The organism is Streptomyces sp. NBC_01481 (genome assembly GCF_026339995.1).
Classification (GTDB): Bacteria; Actinomycetota; Actinomycetes; order Streptomycetales; family Streptomycetaceae; genus Streptomyces.
Window position 1 is genome coordinate 1,136,190 of the sequence record NZ_JAPEPT010000002.1, and the last position, 15,843, is coordinate 1,152,032.

Consider the following 15,843-nt stretch of genomic DNA (forward strand, 5'->3'; position numbering starts at 1 on the left):
GCTGTGAAGGCCACGATCCCGCGACGGGGGCGGCGGAGCCGCACATCGATTCAGCCCCTGCCCGCCTTTCCCGCCGTGACATTGTGCGGCTCCGCCGGGTGGGGGGCTCCGCCCGAGACCCCGCTCCCCAAACGCCGGAGGGGCTGATTTTCCGCGTTCAGCTCCGCCAGCATCGGTCGCGTAAAGCCGAACCAGTACGTCGCCAGGAAGCCCACCAGGTAACCCACCACCAGCCCGCCCGCATACACCGCCACCGTCTCGCCCACCCCCCTGTTGCCGTCGAGCAACGGGAACAGGGCCCAGCCCGAGGGGCCGATCGCCGTGGAGCCGACCGTGTCGCCGAGCATGTTGAACAGGCCGACGAAGCCGCCGCCGCACGCTCCGCCCACGCAGGCCGTGATGAACGGGCGGCCCAGTGGCAGCGAGACGCCGTAGATCAGCGGCTCGCCGACGCCCAGGAAACCGGCCGGGAGTGCGGACTTGATGGTGGTGCGGATCGAGGTGTTGTGCGGGAGGCGGACGTAGACCGCGGCCGCCGCGCCGACCTGGCCCGCGCCCGCCATCGCGAGGATCGGCAGCAGGACGGTGAAACCCTGCTGCTCGATCAGCGTCGTGTGGATCGGGATCAGCGCCTGGTGCAGGCCGAGCATGACCAGCGGCAGGAACAGGCCGCCGAGGACGAAGCCCGCGCCCGCGCCGCCGTTGGCCAGCAGCCAGTTGGCGAAGCCGCCGATCGCGGTGGAGACCTCACCGGCCACGAACATCAGGCCGAAGATGGTGACCAGTCCTGAGACCAGAACAGTGAGGGTGGGTGTGACCAGGACGTCGAGAGCCTCGGGGACCCAGCGCCTGCACCATTTCTCGACGTACACCGCGAGGACCGCCGCGGCCAGTGCGCCCAGCACTCCGCCCTGGCCGGGGGAGAGCTTCTGGCCGAAGGCCTCGATGTCCGCGATGCCGGGGAAGACGATGATCGCGGCGACCGCGCCGCCGAGCACCGGCGTGCCGCCGAACTCCTTCGCCGTGTTGTAGCCGACGAAGACCGCGATCAGCGACATGAATCCGGCGGCCATGGCGGTGAGAGCGGGGACGACCGCGGGCAGCCATCCCATGTTGGTCATGACGCCGTTCAGCCCGGCGATGATGCCGCAGCCGATGAGTGCCGGGATCAGCGGCACGAAGATGTTCGCGATACGGCGCAGGAAGAGCTTGAACGGGGTGGAGTTCCTGGCCGACCTGGCTGCCTTGATGGCCGCGCCCCGGTCGGCCAGATCCTCCGCGGTCCCCGGCACGGAGGCCACGAGCGCCTCGAACTCCGGAGTGACGCGGGCGACCGTGCCCGGGCCCAGCACGATCTGGTACGTGTCGTCCTCGACCACGCCCAGTACGGCCGGGAGCGCCTTCAGCTCCTCTTCCCGTACGAGGGAGCGGTCGCGCAGACCGAGGCGGAGCCGAGTCATGCAGTGGGCGACGGAGGTGATGTTCCGGGCGCCGCCGACCAGGGGGAGGATGGCGGCGGCGATGGCGCTGTTCTTCTCGTCGGGCATGTGCGTGGGCCCTTGCTGTGGGGGGTGCGGGGGTGCCCGGGGGTGACCGGGGGATGTTCAGTGCATACGAGCCGACTGCAGGGCGGCGCGAAGGTGGCCCTGGCTCTCGGTCAGGAGGCGTGCCGCGGTGGGGCCGTCGACCCCGCCGAGGATGGTGAGGATCGCGTTCTTCACCTCTCCGTCCGTCGCGGCGAGTGCGGCCTCTATCTCCTCGTCGGACGCCCCCGTGGCCAGCGCTACGATCCGCCGCGACCGGGCGCGCAGCTTCTCGTTGGAGGCGCGGACGTCCACCATCAGGTTTCCGTAGGTCTTGCCGAGCCGGATCATGGTGATCGTCGAGATCATGTTGAGGACCAGCTTCTGCGCCGTACCGGCCTTCAACCGGGTTGATCCGGTGAGCAGTTCGGGGCCGACGACGACCTCGATGCCATGGTCGGCGGCCGTGCCGAGCGCGCTGCCCGCGTTGCAGGAGAGGCCGATGGTGAGCGCGCCGCGGGTGCGGGCGTGCTCCACCGCGCCGACGGCGTACGGCGTACGGCCCGATGCGGAGACCCCGACCACCGTGTCGTCGGCGGTCAGCCGCAGCGCGTCCAGGTCGGCGGCGGCCAGTTCCTTGCTGTCCTCGGCGCCTTCGACCGCCGTGACCATGGCGTCGGGTCCGCCCGCTATCAGGCCCACGACCTCGGCCGGGTCGGTGTTGAAGGTGGGCGGGCACTCGCTCGCGTCCAGGACGCCGAGGCGTCCCGCCGTGCCCGCGCCCGCGTAGACGAGCCGGCCGCCGCGGGACATCCGCTCGGCGGTGGCGTCGATGGCGGCGGCGATCCCCGGAAGCAGCGCGGCGACGGCGGCGGGGACGGTCTCGTCCTCGCCGTTCATGATCCGGGCGATTTCGAGCGTGGGCAGCCGGTCGATGTCGGCGAGTTCGGGCCGGAACGCCTCGGTGGTGAGGGCGGCCAGCTCGGCGCGGAGCTCACCGTAGGAGGCGGAATCCCGGGACGGGGAGGACGACCCGGACGACGAGGCGGAGGACGTGGAGGTCATGGAGAGCGGCTCTGCTTTCTCGGTCTGCGTGGGGGGTCGGTGCGCTAGGGAGTGTCTTCAAAGTAGCGTCGTCCGCCCGAAGGGCGGGCCTGGCGGCGTCTGGTGCGTGCGATCGCAGGCCGGAGGATGGGGGTCCCCCCGCCGAAGGCAGGGGGAGAGTCCATGCGGAGCATCGGCGACTGACGACAACGCGGCGAGGGTGCGTGCCAGGCGTCGCCAGGCAGACGGGACTTTGAAGACACGACCTAGGCCGTCTCAGCGGTTGCGCGGGCTGTGCCGGTGGGCCAGGGCCTCGTACGAGGCGGCGAGGGCAGGGGCCGCCGTCTCGTACGTACGTTGTGCGATGCCTATGAACAGGCAGTCGACGACCAGCAGTTGACTCGTACGGGACGACATGGCCGCCGGGCGCAGCTCGCTCTCGCGGGCGGTGGAGGTGGTCAGCACATGGTCGGCGTACTGCGAAACGGGTCCGTCCGGGCGGCCGGTGATCGCGACGGTCGTGGCGCCGCGGTCGAAGGCGACGCGCAGCGGCTCGATGACGTCGCCGGTGGATCCGGAGTGGGTGATCGCGATGGCCACGTCGCCGGAACGCAGCTGCACGGCGTTGGTGACGGCGAGGTGGGGATCGCAGTGGGCGTGCGCGACGAGGCCGATACGCAGCAGTTTCTGCGCCAGGTCCATGCCGACGAGGGAGGACGCGCCGACGCCGTAGATGTCGATCCGCCGGGCGGTCGCCGCGGCGGCGACGGCCGCGCCCAGCTGTACGGTGTCGAGCCCGGCGGCCGTGTCGGCGAGGGTCTGCTGCTCGTCGTACGCGAGCTTGGCGACGACGTCCGCGATGGGGTCGTCGACGGCGATGTCCGCGGTGACGGCGGGGGCGCGGCCCGACTGCTGGTGGGCGGCGAGCCCGGCGAGCGCGAGGCGCAGATCGCGGTATCCGGGGTAGCCGAGGAGGCGCGCGGTGCGGACCACTGTGGCCTCGCTCGTGCCGGTGAGCTCGGCGAGACCGGTGACCGTGAGAGCCGCGCAGCCGGCCGGATCGTCGGCGACGGCTTCGGCCACCCGCTGCATGGAGCGGGTCATGGACGGCGCCAGGGTCCGCACCTTGGCCGCGAGGGCGGCGGGGGCGGGCGGGGCGTCACCGCTGAAAATTTCCTTCACTGGATTGGTCACTCTTGAAAGATATTTTCGGGATTCCGTCGCCGTCAACCCTTCGGGACCCGGCCGGGGAGCTGGGGGACAATGACTGTATGGACGACCCGAACCCCCTGGAGCAGGCCCTGCACGCCGCCCGCGCGCTGGTCCTCGCCGACCTGGCCGCCCGCGATGTGGCCGACGCCGGGGTGGTCTCGCTGGTCGAGGACGCGGTGACACACCGCCGCTGGTGGGTCGAGCAGTGGCCGGACGGCATCGAGTTCCTCCCCGGCCTGGTCGCCCAGGACGTCCAGGACGCCCTCCTGGAGCGGCACGGCCGCTGGCCGCTCTGCCCGGTCTGCAACGCGGGCGACCCGCACGCGCTGGACGTCGAACCGGAACTGGGGCCGGATCCGCACTGGGTCTGCGCGAAGGCGGGCGTCGTCGTCGCGCCGGTCGGCGGCCTTCGGTGACCCTCTACATCGATCCCCCGACCTGGCCGGGCCACGGCCGGATGTGGTCGCACCTGGTCAGCGACGTCTCGCACGAGGAACTGCACGCGTTCGCGGCGTCGATCGGCTGCCCGGCGCGAGCGTTCGAACGGGACCACTACGACGTCCCGTCGCACCGGTACGGGGACGCGGTGGCGGCGGGTGCGGTGGAGGTGTCGAGTCGCGAGGTGGTCGAACTGCTGACGAAGGCGGGGCTGCGCAGGCGGAAGGGGCGGCTCGTGTAAGGGGCCGCCCCGGCGGAGATCAGGCGATGAACTCCGAGGTGTCCAGCTCGGTGCTGAATGGCTCCGGCAACGGGACAGGCTCGCCGAAAGGCTTGCGCAATCCGGTGCGGTACATGCCGTTGCGCGGCTCGGAGAAGAGCGTGACTGACGGCCCGCCCTCGTCGTAACGGTCGATCAGCAGATACAGCGGGACAGCCCCGGACGCGTACGCGCTCAGCTTGGACGACCGATCGTGCGAGGCGTTGCTCTTCGACGTGATCTCCACCGCCAGCGCTGCCTCGGCCGCGGCCAGCGGGGCCTTCTCCTTCTTCTTCGCGCGTTCCGCGAGGAGTTTCTTCGGGACGACGACGAGGTCCGGGATGTAGAGCCGCTCCAGGCGGTAGATGAACAGGCCGAGGGTCTGGTACACCCCCCAGCCCTCGGGGGCGGCGTTGCGCAGCGCCCAGTGCACCTGCTCAGCGATGAGATTGTGTCCGTCGTCCGGCGGCGGCACCAAGGTGATCAGCCCTTCGTCGATCTCGGCGCGCCAACCCTCTGGCACGTCCAGCTCCTGCCACGTGCTCAGCAGGTAGTCCCACGACGGCATGTCTTCCTCCGACAGCTCGGGCTCGACCAGTGCAGCGGTCATCGTGAGGTCCCCTTTCTGTGGCCCTGCCAGGGCAACGTAGGGTGCGGCCACCACCTCGCGAGGCTGCTTACGTCAGCGTCCCACGAACGTGTGATCACCGCACAGAGTCAGAGGAGCGACGCCAGCTCCGCCTTCAAGTTCTCGCGGGCCGCCGCCTCCCAGTGCGTCTGCCCGTACGGCGTGTGGAACAGCCGCGGCAGGTCAAGAAGCTGCCGCAGCACCGCCGCACGGCCCGCGCGGAAGGCGTCGGCCGGGACGAAGACGTACTCCTCGCGGACCGCGGCGGTGTATGCGGCGTACGGCTCCGGGGCCGAGGCCAGGATCGCCAGGTCCGCGTCGCACAGGACCTGGCCGTTGGTGTCGTCCGGCGCAGGGGCGTGGGTGATCGTCAGGCGGACCAGGCGGGCGACCTCGGCCGTGCTCTCAGGGGGGAGGCCCGCCTCGGCCAGGGCGCGTTCGGCGAGGCGGGCCGAGCGTTCCTCGTTCTCCGAGCGTTCAGGGAGATAGACCGCGTCGTGGAACCAGGCCGCGAGACGGACCAGGTCCGCGTCGGCGGCGTACTCCTGAAGGGCGTCGATGTGGAGCAGCATCGCCGTCAGGTGATCCACCGTGTGGTAGTGGCGCTGCGGCTCCGACCAGCGGGCGAGCAGATTCTCGGCGTACGGCGCCGGATCCGGCGCGCTCGCGCCGCCGCGGGCGGCGATGAGGGTCTTCGTCCAGCGGTCGCGGAGGTCCACGGATGCGGCGGTCATACGGCGAGCCTAAAGCGGCGGGCAGACAGCTGTCGGCGGCCGTCTCCATGCGGTTGGCTGGGCGCCATGGAATCCGTACGCGACCCCGAGCTTCCCGGACGGCTGCTGCGCACCGAGCGCGACGTCCTGATCCCCTTGCTGCGCGCCCGTCCCGACGAGGACTTCGCGCTCCGTAGCTGCTGCCCCGGCTGGACCGTGCGTCATGTGCTCGCGCATTGCAGTTCGGCGCTGATGCGGGTGGTGGAGACGCGGTTCGAGGAGGGGGTGTTCAGCCCCGAGGCCAACGACCGCGACATCGCCGAGCGGGCCGAGTGGTCCAACTCCCGTGTCGTGGACGAGCTGGAGCGCGGCATGACCGAGGCGGGCCCGGTCATCGAGAAGGCGGTGCACGGGAGGCTGGACGCGGTCGCGCTCGGGGAGTGGGTGCATGCCGGGGATGTACGGGAGGCCTTCGGCGAGCCGGGGGCGTACGAGGGCGAGGGCCTGCCGTACGCGCTGGAGCTGCTCGCCGCGCTGACCCGGGTCCGCAGGAGCCAGCCGCTGCTGGCCCGGCTGGACGGCCACGACGCACCGCTCGTCCTCGGCGCGGACAGCCCCGACCCCGCCACGTACACGGGACCGGCCTCCACGCTGATCCGGCTGGTGGCGGGCCGCCCGCTGACCGGGACGCGCTACGAGCTCACGGGTGCCGTCGAGAAGGACCTCGTCTACTTCGGCTGAAGTGGCGGTAACGGGCGATAATGGCAGCAAAGGGCATGTGTGCCGTGCCGTTCCCTGTGCGGAGGCAGCCGACATGAACGCTGTGATGATCGCCCAGAGCAGCTCGGGTATCGAGCTGGCGGAGGGTGCGCACCTGGCCGGAGCCGGTCTGGTCCTCATCGGAATCGTCATCGTGGCCCTCCTCGGAGGTGCCATGTGGCGGGAGGCGAGGCGGCGGGAGCAATTGGTTCCGCCCCGCCCCGAGGAGCAGCCGACCACCCCCGACCATCGTGAGCACATCGAGGAGGTCCGGGACGAGGACGAGGACGACTTCCCCCACGAGGGGCGGCTCCTCCCGTACAACCTGAAGACCCACAGCACTCACGACTCCGGCAAGGGCCCCGACGAGCGGCCGAAGCACGGGAAGAACGCGGGCGGCGGGGCGTTCGGGAGCGGCGGCCTGGGCGGCTGAGGCCGCCCCGCACACGCCCTAGGCCGTGTCTGACAAATCTCGCCTGGTGCGCGACGCCCGGCACGCACACTCGCTGCGTTGTCGGAGTCATCCAAGTACGTCCAGTACGAGGATGATCCTCCGCCTTGCGATTGCACGCACCGGACGCCGCGCACCCCGCCCTGCGGGCGGACGGCGCTATTTGTCAGACACGGCCTAGGCCGCCCGGAAGCGGCGCAGGCGCAGTGAGTTGCCCACGACGAAGACCGACGAGAAGGCCATCGCCGCGCCCGCGATCATCGGGTTGAGCAGGCCCGCGGCGGCGAGCGGCAGTGCCGCGACGTTGTACGCGAAGGCCCAGAAGAGGTTCGAGCGGATCGTGCCGAGCGTCCTGCGCGAGAGCCGGATCGCGTCGGCGGCCGCCCGCAGGTCGCCCCGTACGAGCGTGAGGTCTCCCGCCTCGATGGCCGCGTCCGTGCCCGTGCCCATGGCGAGGCCCAGGTCCGCCTGGGCGAGGGCGGCGGCATCGTTGACACCGTCGCCGACCATCGCCACGGATCGGCCCTCGGCCTGCAGACGCTTGACGACGGCGACCTTGTCCTCGGGCAGCACCTCGGCGACGACCTCACCGATGCCCACCTCGGCGGCGACGGACTCGGCGACCGCCCTGTTGTCGCCGGTCAGCAGGATCGGAGTGAGGCCGAGCCCCCGCAGGCGGCCGACGGCTTCGGCGCTGGTGGGCCTGACGGCGTCCGCGATCTCCAGGACGGCGCGGGCCTCGCCGTCCCAGGCGACGGCGATGGCGGTACGGCCCGCGGCCTCCGCTTCCGCCTTCGCCCGCTCCAGAGCGGCGGGGAGGCGGATCTCCCGGTCGTCGAGCAGTCGGGCACGGCCGACCAGCACGGCCCGGCCCTCGACCCTGCCCTGAACACCGAGGCCGGGGATGTTCACGAAGTCCTCGGGCGCGGGGAGTGTGCCGGTCCTGCGCAGAGCCGCGTCGGCGACGGCACGGGCGATCGGGTGCTCGGACGCGTGCTCCAACGCCCCTGCCAGGCGCAGCACTTCGGCCTCGTCGTGGCTGGTGTGGACCGCGAGGAGGGTCATCCGGCCGGTGGTGACCGTGCCCGTCTTGTCCAGCACGATCGTGTCGACGCGGCGCGTGCTCTCCAGGACCTCGGGGCCCTTGATGAGGATGCCGAGCTGGGCGCCGCGGCCCGTACCGACCATCAGCGCGGTCGGTGTGGCCAGGCCGAGCGCGCACGGGCAGGCGATGATCAGTACGGCGACGGCGGCGGTGAACGCGGCACCCGGCCCGGCGCCGGTGCCGAGCCAGAAGCCGAGGGTGGCCATGGCGAGCGCGATCACGACGGGCACGAACACCGCGGAGATCCTGTCGGCGAGGCGCTGGACCGCGGCCTTGCCGTTCTGCGCGTCCTGCACGAGCCGGGCCATCCTGGCCAGCTGGGTGTCGGCGCCGACCCGAGTGGCCTCGACGACGAGGCGGCCGCCGGCGTTGAGAGTGGCGCCGGTGACGGTGTCGCCGGTGGAGACCTCCACCGGTACGGACTCGCCGGTGAGCATGGAGGCGTCGACGGCTGAGGCGCCTTCGACGACGGTGCCGTCGGTGGCGATCTTCTCCCCGGGGCGTACGAGGAAGCGGTCCGCGACCTTCAACTCGGCGGTGGGAAGCGTGACTTCACGTCCGTCACGCAGAACGGTGACCTCCTTGGCGCCGAGTTCGAGCAGGGCCTTCAGGGCGGCGCCGGCCTTGCGCTTGGAGCGGGCCTCGAAGTACCGCCCGGCCAGGATGAAGGCCGTGACGCCGGCCGCGGCCTCGAGATAGATGTTCCCGGCGCCGTCACTGCGGGAGATCGTCAGCTCGAAGGGGTGGACCATGCCGGGCATACCGGCGGTCCCGAAGAACAGCGCCCATACGGACCACAGGAACGCGGCCGAAGTGCCCAGGGATATCAGCGTGTCCATGGTCGCGGCGCCGTGCCGTGCGTTGGTGAAGGCGGCGCGGTGGAACGGCCACGCGGCGTAGGTGACGACGGGGGCGGCGAGGGTGAGGGAGAGCCACTGCCAGTACTCGATCTGCAGGGCGGGCACCATCGCCATGGCGATCACGGGTACGGCGAGGACGACGGCGGTGGTGAGGCGCTCGCGGAGGTCGCGCAGCCCGTCGTCCTCGTGCACGGCTTCCGGGGGCGTGGGCGCCGGTTCGGCGGCGGTGTAGCCGGTCGCCTCGACCGTGGCGATCAGGTCGTCCACGGAGACGTCCGGGGCGTGGAGGCTGACCTTCGCCTTCTCCGTGGCGTAATTCACGGTTGCCTCGACGCCGTCCATGCGGTTCAGCTTCTTCTCGATACGGGCCGCGCAGGAGGCGCAGGTCATGCCGCCGATGGCGAGTTCGACGTGGGTGGGGGTGGCGGTGGGTGGCACGGTTCCTCCCGTATCGGACTATACCCCCAGGGGGTAGTTCTCGATCTCATGTATACCCCCCGGGTGTATGTGGCGCAAGGCTCGATTCCGATGCGGGAGGTTCGTACGGCTGCTTGCGCGGTGCATGCGCATTAGGCTTCGCATTGGACTAGACCTGTATGAGGAATGGGGTTCCATGAGCAACCGTGCAGTCCTGGAGGTGATCGCTCTCGACGCGGAGGACGCGGTCGCGGCCCAGTCCGGAGGGGCGGACCGGCTGGAGCTGGTCAGCGACATGGCGTCGGACGGGCTGACACCGTCCAGGGAGACGTTCGCGAGCATCCGCGCGGCCGTGGACATCCCGCTGCGCGTGATGCTGCGCCTCGCGGACGGCTTCGAGGCGGGCGACGCCGACGCGCTCGTACGCGCCGCGCGGGGGCTGCGTGCGGAGGGCGCCGACGAATTCGTCCTCGGCTTCCTGGGCGAGGACGGCATGCCCGACCTGGTGACGGTCGAACGGCTCCTCGCCGAACTCGACGGCTGCCGCTGGACGTTCCACCGCGCGATCGACCGCGCGGCGGACCGCGACGCACTCCGCAAGCAGCTCGCGGACCTGCCGGGCCTGGACACCTACCTCACGGCGGGCTCGGCGTCGGGCGTCGACGACGGCCTGCCGACGCTGGCCGCGGAGGCGGCGAGGAGGGGCGAGCCGGGCTACGAGCCGCAGATCCTGGTCGGGGGCGGGCTGCGCCTGGACCATGTGCCGGTGCTGCGGGGGGCGGGGGTGGACGCGTTCCACATCGGGGGGGCGGCGAGGCCGGGGGGTTGGGGGGCGGGGGTCGACCCGGGGGCGGTAGGGGGGTGGCGGGACGCGCTGGACGCGTAGGGCTGCGCCTGCGGCGGGCCTGTTCCCCACCCCGCCCTCCCCCTACGGCCTGGCGGCCGTGGGAGGTACCCCCATCCCGAACTGGGGCAAGCCCCAGACCCCGGATGGGACCTTCGGCCGCATGTCCTCAAACGCCGGACGGGCTGATTTTCCGCCGGTCGGCCTGAAAATTCAGGCCGACCGGCGGAACTTCCAGCCTCGTGGGGGTCCCCCCGGACGAAGTCTGGGGGAGTTTGAGGCGCGGGGTCCGGGGCGGAGCCCCGGTTACCCCAACTCCCCCGGCAACCCCGCCGCATGCACCACCCTCAGCCCCGACACCGCCCTCGTCAGCGCCACGTACAGCCGGCGCAGCCCCGTGCGTTCGTCCGGTTCGCCGTCAACGACCGCCGACGGCTCGTCGAGGACCACGTAGTCGTACTCCAGGCCCTTCGCCAGCGACGCCGGAACCAGCGTCAGCCGGGACTCCGTCGTCGTCTCCTCGCCCGGCGCGAGATACGCATGGCCCGCCGACGTCAGGGCCGCGGCCAGCGACGGGACCCGCGCGTCCGCCGCGATCAGGCCGATGGAGCCCTCGTGCCGCAGGGACTCCTCGCACGCCGCCACCACCGCCGCGTCCAGGTCCCCCACCTCCACCTCGCGGACCGACAGCGAGCCCGGCGACTCACGGACGGATGTGACCTCCGCCAGGCCGGGGGACATGTGCGGGAGCAGCCGGGACGCGTACGCGATGACCTCGCGCGGGACGCGGAAGCCCGCCGTCAGTTCCTCCACAGCCGCGTCCGGCTTGCCGAGATGGGTCAGGGCCTCCTGCCAACTCCCCGTCGCCCACGGGGTCGTGCCCTGCGCCAGGTCGCCGAGGACCGTCGCCGAGCCCGTGGTGCAGCGGCGGCCCACCGCGCGGTACTGCATCGGGGACAGGTCCTGCGCCTCGTCGAGTACGACATGGCCGAGCGAGTGCGTGCGCTGCACCAGGTCCGTCGCCTCGTCGATGAGTACCGCGTCCGCCAGGGACCACGTCGCGGCCCGGACGCTGCGTGCGGGCCTGGTCCACAGGATCGTCTTCTGCTCGTCCGCGGTCAGCACACCGTCCGCGTGTGCCGCGAGGAATTCCGGGTCGGACAGCAGCCGAAGTACGAGTTTCGCCGGGTCCACCGGCGGCCAGACCGCCTTCACCGCCGCCTTGACCGCGGTGTTGCGCGCCACCGCGTCCTGCACCCGGTCGTCCGGGGCCTCGCCCGACTGTTCCATGCGGACGAGGACCGCGTGCGCGATGCGCTGCGGAAGGGCCTCGCGGGCCGCGCCGTAGCGGATGTCACGGTCCAGCAACTCCCGCACGATCTCTTCGAGTTCGTACGCCGGAATGCGCCACCTGCGCGAGCCGCGTACGACCATCAGCGGCTCCGTCGGCAGCGTGACATGGGAGTGGACGGCCCGCCGCAGCACTTCCGCCATCCGCGCGTCACCCTTGACGACCGCCGCGTCCGCCGGGTCGGTGCCCCGCACTTCCACATGCGCGACCAGGTCGTCGACCGTGGCCTGCTTGACCTCCAACTCGCCCAGCGCCGGGAGGACTTGCTCGATGTAGTGCAGGAAGGAACGGTTCGGCCCGATGACCAGCGTCCCCGTCTTCGCCAGCCGCTCCCGGTGCGCGTACAGCAGATACGCGACCCGGTGCAGCCCCACCGCCGTCTTCCCGGTGCCGGGGCCGCCCTGCACACACACCGTGCCGCCGAGCCCGGACCGTACGATCTCGTCCTGCTCCGGCTGGATGGTGGCGACGATGTCCCGCATCGGGCCCACACGCGGCCTTTCGATCTCGGCCTGGAGCAGTTTGCTGGTGCGCTGCTGCTCCGCCGGATCGGTCAGATGCTCGTCCTCGTACGCCGTGAGGTCGCCGCCCGTGTACCCGAAGCGCCGCCGCAGACCGACGTCCTGCGGGTCCTTCCTGGACGCCCGGTAGAACGGCTGCGACACCGGCGCGCGCCAGTCGATCACCATCGGGTCGCCGTCCGCGTCGTGGACGTGGCGGCGGCCGATGTAGAAGCGTTCGCCCTCCCGTCGCCCACCACCACCCTTGCCCGAGGCGCTCCGCGCCGCCCCTCTTGATGCGCCCTCGGCCAGCGCCGCGCCGACCATGTGCAGATAGTCGAGGCGGCCGAAGAAGAGCGGGGTGTGGGAGAGGTCGGCGAGCGCCTTGATGCGGTCCTCGATCTGGCGCTGGAGGACGGCGGCGTTGACCCAGTTCGCGGTGACGTCGCGGATGTCGAGGGCCTGGACGTCCTCGCGCATCGCGCGCAACGCGGAGCGGGACGCGGTGAGATGGGCTCTCTCGCGGGCGAGGGGGTCGGTGTCGGGTGCGTGCGCGGGCACGGGTTTGCCTCCGGACGGATGCTGCGTGGATCACGGCGTGGTGGATCACGGCGTGATTGATCACGGCATGGTGGATCACGACAGGGTTGATCACGGCGTGGTGGATCACGACATGGCGGACCGGCCGGTTTCCGTCCGGGCGGCGGCGCTCCTGCGAGGGAGGCGGGGAAGACGGGGAGTTTAGTCAGGGCGAGCACCGGGCGCGAATGGTTTTCCCGCCGCCCGGTCCGGCCCCCGCCCGGGTGGAGGCCGCGCATCCTCCCCGTAGGGGACGGCCTATGCCTGGAGTCGTACACCGGCGACCGCCGGGTTCAGACCGCAGATCGATGCCATACGCCGGCCGGAAATCCATCATGGAGTTATGAGCACAGCAACCTTCACCCCAGGCGCCCACATCCCCCATCCCAGCCACGGCGCGACCGCCACCGGCTCCACCCACCATTCCCCGCATCGCCTCGGCAACGCGCTGCGCGTCGTCAAGGTCTACGCCCAGGCCGTCTTCAGCGTCGCCGTCCTCGGCGAGTACGCGGAGGAGGCTGGCGTCCGCCGCCGCTGACCCTGCCGTTGCCGATCCCCCCAGGCCCGGTCCGGCCGATCTTGCCGGGCTCGCGTGCCCTGGCACGCACATCTGCCGCGTTGTCGTCAGTCGCCGACGCTCCGCGTCGGCTCCTTCCTCCGCCTTGCAATCGCACGCACCGCAGTGACATCAGCCGCTCCGCGGCGGGCCGCTCACTGATCCGGCCTGATCGACCGGACAGGACCTTGTAGGGTCGCGCCGTGAAGTTCCGGAACGTGACCCCGCGTTTACTCTCCGCAGCCACTCTCGCGCTCTTCCGGTTCGCCAGACGCTCTGCGCGGCCGCCGCTGGTGCTCATCACCCTCGCCGCCGGCCTCTGGCTCGAACCGGCACTCCACACGTATCTGCTCGTCCCCTGCCTGCTGATCACCGTCCGGGCACGGGCACCGCTGCGGACGGTGCGCCCGGCAGTCCTGCTAGCCCAGCAGTTCGTCCGCGTCCACGATCCGGTACGCGTACCCCTGTTCCGCCAGGAAGCGCTGGCGGTGCGCCGCGAAGTCCTGGTCGATCGTGTCCCGGGCGACCACCGAGTAGAAGTGGGCCTGGTGCCCGTCCGCCTTGGGGCGGAGGACCCGGCCGAGCCTCTGGGCCTCCTCCTGGCGGGAGCCGAAGGTGCCGGACACCTGGATGGCGACGGTCGCCTCCGGCAGGTCGATGGAGAAGTTCGCGACCTTGGAGACGACCAGCACGGAGATCTCGCCCTGCCGGAACGCCTCGAAGAGCTTCTCGCGCTGCGCGTTGGACGTCTCGCCCTTGATGACCGGCGCGTTCAGATGCTCGCCCAGCTCGTCGAGCTGGTCGATGTACTGGCCGATGACCAGGATCTGCTGGCCCGCGAAGCGCTGGACCAGCGCCTCCGTCACCTTCCGCTTGGTCGCGGTGGTGGCGCAGAAGCGGTACTTCTCCTCCGTCTCGGCCGTGGCGTACGCGAGCCGCTCGGCGTCGGTGAGGTTGACCCGGACCTCCACACAGTCCGCGGGCGCGATGTAGCCCTGCGCCTCGATCTCCTTCCACGGCGCGTCGAAACGCTTCGGCCCGATCAGCGAGAAGACGTCCGACTCGCGCCCGTCCTCCCGTACGAGCGTGGCGGTCAGACCGAGCCTCCGCCGGGCCTGGAGGTCCGCCGTGAACTTGAACACCGGGGCGGGCAGCAGATGCACCTCGTCGTAGAGGATCAGCCCCCAGTCGCGGGAGTCGAAGAGCTCCAGGTGGGGATAGATCCCCTTCCGCTTCGTCGTCAGCACCTGATAGGTCGCGATGGTGACGGGGCGGATCTCCTTCTTCGTACCGCTGTACTCACCGATCTCGTCCTCGGTCAGTGACGTGCGCTTCACCAGCTCGTGCTTCCACTGCCGGGCGGAGACGGTGTTGGTGACCAGGATCAGGGTGGTTGCCTTGGCCTGCGCCATCGCACCGGCGCCGACGAGCGTCTTGCCCGCGCCGCAGGGCAGCACGACCACGCCCGAACCGCCGTGCCAGAAGCCCTCGACGGCCTGCTTCTGGTACGGGCGCAGCGCCCAGCCGGTCTCGTCCAGCTCGATGGCGTGCGCCTCGCCGTCGACGTAACCGGCGAGGTCCTCGGCGGGCCAGCCCAGCTTCAGCAGCGTCTGCTTGATCTGCCCGCGCTCGGAGGGGTGCACGACCACGGTGTCCGGGTCGATCCGGTTCCCGACCAGCGGCTGGACCTTCTTGGACCGGAGGATCTCCTCCAGGACGGGCCGGTCGGTGGAGGTCAGCACGAGTCCGTGGGTGGGGTGCTTGGAGAGGGTGAGCCGGCCGTAGCGGGCCATCGTCTCGGCGACATCCACGAGGAGGGCGTGCGGGACGGGGTAGCGGGAGTACGCCACGAGCGCGTCGACGACCTGCTCGGCGTCGTGCCCGGCGGCCCGGGCGTTCCACAGGCCGAGCGGGGTGACCCGGTAGGTGTGGATGTGCTCGGGGGCGCGCTCCAGCTCCGCGAAGGGCGCGATGGCGCGACGGCAGTCGCCCGCCAGCTCGTGGTCGACTTCGAGGAGGAGGGTCTTGTCGCTTTGGACGATGAGGGGTCCGTTCACACCTGCGCCCTTTCGGTGAGGCCAAACCTCCAGTGTGCCGTACGCGGCCACGGGCGCGCCTCAGGTCCTTGGCCGGTCGATCCGCGGCCTGAGTACCGGGACCGGAGTGGATGAGTAGGCGCACGCTGCAGGGGAAGTGGGGCGGGGCGGTTGGCTGAGGGCATGGAAATCCAGCCGAATCCGTACGTACCCCAGGCCGCCGGGGGCCTTGTCCCCTCCCCGTCGTACGCGCCGGCGGTCGTCCGCGACGCGTACTGGTGGGTGGCACCGGCGCTCTGCACGCCGCTCGCGCTGCTGATGGCGTACGTCGACATCCTTTCGTCCGGCATACCGCTCGACCACGGTCTGACGCTCGGCTACCTCGTACCGCTCGCCATGGTGGCGGCCAGTTGGCTGCCGGAGCACACCATGAGGCGGCGTCCGACGCGGATCACGCTGGGGCTGCTGGCCTGCTGCCTCGCGTTCTTCTACTCGAAGCTCCTGATGCTGGTGGCGATCGTCGTGTTCCTCGTGATGCTGCTCACCGGCAATGTGAGCGTCTGACGCC

The 15,843-nt window shown here is 71.1% G+C and carries 15 protein-coding genes; 7 read left to right on the plus strand and 8 right to left on the minus strand.

Annotation, left to right across the window (positions count from 1 at the left end; all coding sequences use genetic code 11):
- Positions 1–50: 50 nt before the first annotated feature.
- From OOK40_RS15870 to OOK40_RS15880, 3 genes are all read right to left on the minus strand, one after another.
- On the minus strand, positions 51–1,547 hold the full coding sequence (locus OOK40_RS15870) for a PTS transporter subunit EIIC (RefSeq protein WP_266481242.1): 1,497 nt from the start codon (positions 1,545–1,547) through the stop codon (positions 51–53).
- A 57-nt stretch (positions 1,548–1,604) separates the two neighbouring features.
- Entirely contained in the window at positions 1,605–2,588 is a 984-nt protein-coding gene (gene murQ, locus OOK40_RS15875; protein WP_266481244.1) for an N-acetylmuramic acid 6-phosphate etherase, read from the minus strand.
- A gap of 255 nt (positions 2,589–2,843) precedes the next feature.
- A complete protein-coding gene (locus OOK40_RS15880) occupies positions 2,844–3,761 on the minus strand; it encodes a MurR/RpiR family transcriptional regulator (protein ID WP_266481247.1) in 918 nt (305 codons plus the stop codon).
- Between the two features lie 77 nt (positions 3,762–3,838).
- On the opposite strand from OOK40_RS15880, the gene OOK40_RS15885 reads away from it, so the two are divergent.
- Positions 3,839–4,195, plus strand: coding sequence for a hypothetical protein (locus tag OOK40_RS15885; RefSeq protein ID WP_266481250.1), 357 nt, complete (start codon positions 3,839–3,841; stop codon positions 4,193–4,195).
- On the plus strand, positions 4,192–4,458 hold the full coding sequence (locus tag OOK40_RS15890) for a DUF4031 domain-containing protein (RefSeq protein WP_266481253.1): 267 nt from the start codon (positions 4,192–4,194) through the stop codon (positions 4,456–4,458). Before OOK40_RS15885 ends, OOK40_RS15890 begins: the two co-directional genes overlap by 4 nt.
- 19 nt (positions 4,459–4,477) lie before the next feature.
- Here the strand turns inward: OOK40_RS15890 and OOK40_RS15895 are convergent, their stop codons facing one another.
- Together OOK40_RS15895 and OOK40_RS15900 are read right to left on the minus strand one after the other, a co-directional pair.
- On the minus strand, positions 4,478–5,086 hold the full coding sequence (locus tag OOK40_RS15895) for a Uma2 family endonuclease (RefSeq protein WP_266481256.1): 609 nt from the start codon (positions 5,084–5,086) through the stop codon (positions 4,478–4,480).
- A 107-nt stretch (positions 5,087–5,193) separates the two neighbouring features.
- Entirely contained in the window at positions 5,194–5,838 is a 645-nt protein-coding gene (locus OOK40_RS15900) for a hypothetical protein (protein ID WP_266481259.1), read from the minus strand.
- Positions 5,839–5,904: 66 nt separating this feature from the next.
- On the opposite strand from OOK40_RS15900, the gene OOK40_RS15905 reads away from it, so the two are divergent.
- Together OOK40_RS15905 and OOK40_RS15910 are read left to right on the plus strand one after the other, a co-directional pair.
- Complete coding sequence (locus OOK40_RS15905; RefSeq protein WP_266481261.1) at positions 5,905–6,558, plus strand: maleylpyruvate isomerase family mycothiol-dependent enzyme; 654 nt, start codon at positions 5,905–5,907, stop codon at positions 6,556–6,558.
- 73 nt (positions 6,559–6,631) lie between these two features.
- Positions 6,632–7,009, plus strand: a complete 378-nt coding sequence (locus OOK40_RS15910) for a DUF6479 family protein (protein WP_266481263.1) — start codon at positions 6,632–6,634, stop codon at positions 7,007–7,009.
- A gap of 195 nt (positions 7,010–7,204) precedes the next feature.
- Here the strand turns inward: OOK40_RS15910 and OOK40_RS15915 are convergent, their stop codons facing one another.
- Positions 7,205–9,430 carry a cation-translocating P-type ATPase gene (locus OOK40_RS15915; RefSeq protein ID WP_266481264.1) on the minus strand — a complete coding sequence of 742 codons (2,226 nt, stop codon included), beginning with the start codon at positions 9,428–9,430 and terminating at the stop codon, positions 7,205–7,207.
- Between the two features lie 175 nt (positions 9,431–9,605).
- Here OOK40_RS15915 and OOK40_RS15920 point away from each other — a divergent pair, with 175 nt between their 5' ends.
- Positions 9,606–10,295, plus strand: a complete 690-nt coding sequence (locus OOK40_RS15920; RefSeq protein WP_266481266.1) for a copper homeostasis protein CutC — start codon at positions 9,606–9,608, stop codon at positions 10,293–10,295.
- A gap of 264 nt (positions 10,296–10,559) precedes the next feature.
- Here OOK40_RS15920 and OOK40_RS15925 read toward each other — a convergent pair whose 3' ends face one another.
- Positions 10,560–12,665, minus strand: coding sequence for a UvrD-helicase domain-containing protein (locus OOK40_RS15925; RefSeq protein WP_266481268.1), 2,106 nt, complete (start codon positions 12,663–12,665; stop codon positions 10,560–10,562).
- A 361-nt stretch (positions 12,666–13,026) separates the two neighbouring features.
- On the opposite strand from OOK40_RS15925, the gene OOK40_RS15930 reads away from it, so the two are divergent.
- Entirely contained in the window at positions 13,027–13,221 is a 195-nt protein-coding gene (locus OOK40_RS15930) for a hypothetical protein (protein WP_266481270.1), read from the plus strand.
- A 437-nt stretch (positions 13,222–13,658) separates the two neighbouring features.
- Here the strand turns inward: OOK40_RS15930 and OOK40_RS15935 are convergent, their stop codons facing one another.
- Complete coding sequence (locus OOK40_RS15935; RefSeq protein ID WP_266481288.1) at positions 13,659–15,296, minus strand: DNA repair helicase XPB; 1,638 nt, start codon at positions 15,294–15,296, stop codon at positions 13,659–13,661.
- A gap of 162 nt (positions 15,297–15,458) precedes the next feature.
- On the opposite strand from OOK40_RS15935, the gene OOK40_RS15940 reads away from it, so the two are divergent.
- Entirely contained in the window at positions 15,459–15,839 is a 381-nt protein-coding gene (locus OOK40_RS15940) for a hypothetical protein (protein ID WP_266481295.1), read from the plus strand.
- Positions 15,840–15,843 lie beyond the last annotated feature (4 nt).

Bases quoted from the DNA above. Each gene is read 5' to 3' on its own strand.
- OOK40_RS15910 (WP_266481263.1), top strand. From the start codon at position 6,632: ATGAACGCTGTGATGATCGCCCAGAGCAGCTCGGGTATCGAGCTGGCG.
- OOK40_RS15905 (WP_266481261.1), top strand. From the start codon at position 5,905: ATGGAATCCGTACGCGACCCCGAGCTTCCCGGACGGCTGCTGCGCACC.
- OOK40_RS15895 (WP_266481256.1), bottom strand. From the start codon at position 5,086: ATGACCGCTGCACTGGTCGAGCCCGAGCTGTCGGAGGAAGACATGCCG.
- OOK40_RS15870 (WP_266481242.1), bottom strand. From the start codon at position 1,547: ATGCCCGACGAGAAGAACAGCGCCATCGCCGCCGCCATCCTCCCCCTG.
- OOK40_RS15885 (WP_266481250.1), top strand. From the start codon at position 3,839: ATGGACGACCCGAACCCCCTGGAGCAGGCCCTGCACGCCGCCCGCGCG.
- OOK40_RS15900 (WP_266481259.1), bottom strand. From the start codon at position 5,838: ATGACCGCCGCATCCGTGGACCTCCGCGACCGCTGGACGAAGACCCTC.
- OOK40_RS15940 (WP_266481295.1), top strand. From the start codon at position 15,459: ATGGAAATCCAGCCGAATCCGTACGTACCCCAGGCCGCCGGGGGCCTT.
- OOK40_RS15920 (WP_266481266.1), top strand. From the start codon at position 9,606: ATGAGCAACCGTGCAGTCCTGGAGGTGATCGCTCTCGACGCGGAGGAC.
- OOK40_RS15930 (WP_266481270.1), top strand. From the start codon at position 13,027: ATGAGCACAGCAACCTTCACCCCAGGCGCCCACATCCCCCATCCCAGC.
- murQ (WP_266481244.1), bottom strand. From the start codon at position 2,588: ATGACCTCCACGTCCTCCGCCTCGTCGTCCGGGTCGTCCTCCCCGTCC.